The 1,588-nt window shown below is 44.4% G+C and carries 1 protein-coding gene; it reads left to right on the top strand.

What is annotated here, in order from left to right; genetic code table 11:
• Positions 1-112 precede the first annotated feature (112 nt).
• Positions 113-1,231 carry a DNA-processing protein DprA gene (gene dprA, locus GNE10_RS34370; RefSeq protein ID WP_185570489.1) on the top strand — a complete coding sequence of 373 codons (1,119 nt, stop codon included), beginning with the start codon at positions 113-115 and terminating at the stop codon, positions 1,229-1,231.
• Positions 1,232-1,588 lie beyond the last annotated feature (357 nt).

Here is a 1,588-nt window from a genome sequence, read left to right as displayed (position 1 = left end):
CTCCCACACCTCCCACACTTCCTGCTTGCCCCATGCCCAATGCCCAATACCATAAATGGACACAACTCGACGATTTTGGGAATACTCAAACCAGTGGTGTGAGGGTAAAAAAGTGGTAGAAGAAAGTGCATATTGGGTGGCTTGGTCGCAAATTTCAGGGATTGGCCCGGTATTATTGCGACGACTGCAACAGCATTTTGGTACGTTGGCAACTGCTTGGAAGGCTACTAAGCAAGAGTTAGGGAAAGTAGAGGGTTTTGGTTTTCAAACACTAGAAAAAATAGTACAACAGCGATCGCGTCTACATCCAGAACAGCTATTCATTAAACACCAACAGGAAAACCCTTATTTCTGGACTCCAGCAGATGCAAATTACCCCCGCTTACTATTGGAAACTCCCAGTCCCCCGCCGATTTTGTACTATCGCGGTGAAGTTGAACTCCAAGAAAATCTCGGACAAAAACCGCTAGTTGGTATTGTTGGCACCCGCCGCCCTTCAGAATATGGCATTCGTTGGACTCGTCAAATTAGTACAGCTTTGGCTAAAAATGGCTTTACCGTAGTTTCTGGGATGGCGGAGGGAATTGACACAGAAAGCCACGCCGCTACCATGAAAGCTGGTGGAAGAACCATCGCAGTTTTAGGGACTGGCATAGACGTTATTTATCCCCAAAAAAATCGCGATTTGTACAAGGAAATTTTGACGGCTGGCTTAGTTGTGAGTGAGTATCCCACAAAAACTCCACCCGATCGCACTCACTTTCCCCGCCGCAACCGCATTATTGCAGGCATGAGCCGCGCTATCCTGGTCATGGAAGCCCCATTAAAATCTGGCGCTTTGATTACAGCCACCTACGCCAATGAATTTGGGAGAGATGTCTATGCATTACCAGGAAGAGTAGACGATTATCCATCCCAAGGTTGTTTGAAATTATTAACTCAAGGCGCTTCTTTAATTCTCAAAGAATTAGACGAATTACTAAAAATGCTGGGAGCAATACCACAAATTGATGAAGTTGAGCAATTGTCAACAGTACAACAATTAAGTTTGCCAACTTTATCACCCGAATTGCAACAGGTAATGGATGCGATCGCCTCTGATATTCTACCCTTCGATTTAATAGTCCAACAAACCGGTATGCCTCCTGGTTCAGTTTCCAGTGCCTTGTTACAGTTGGAACTTATGGGTTTACTCTCCCAACTACCGGGAATGAGGTATCAAAAGAATTAAAGGGCATTGGGCATTGGGCATGGTGACTAATCACTAATCATGGCACTTGGCAGTGTGCAAGAAGTTGCTTTGTGTCTACAAGTCGGTAAAGCTGCACGAAATATTGGAGTGGGTTAATTTTTGCAACTCGATGCATTCACAATGCAACTCGATGCATTCACAATACAACTCGATGCATTCACAATACAATTCGATGCATTCACAATACAATTCGATGCATTCACAATGCAATTCGATGCATTCACAATGCAATTCGATGCATTCACAATGCAACTCGATGCATTCACAATGCAACTCGATGCAACTAAAAAACTATATTCCCTATTCCTCATACCCAATGCCCCATGCCCCATGCCC

This window comes from Nostoc sp. 2RC (assembly GCF_014222165.1).
Taxonomy (GTDB): domain Bacteria; phylum Cyanobacteriota; class Cyanobacteriia; order Cyanobacteriales; family Nostocaceae; genus Nostoc; species Nostoc linckia.
Note: the sequence above shows the minus strand (reverse complement) of the source record. Positions and strands in the feature narration are given on the sequence as shown.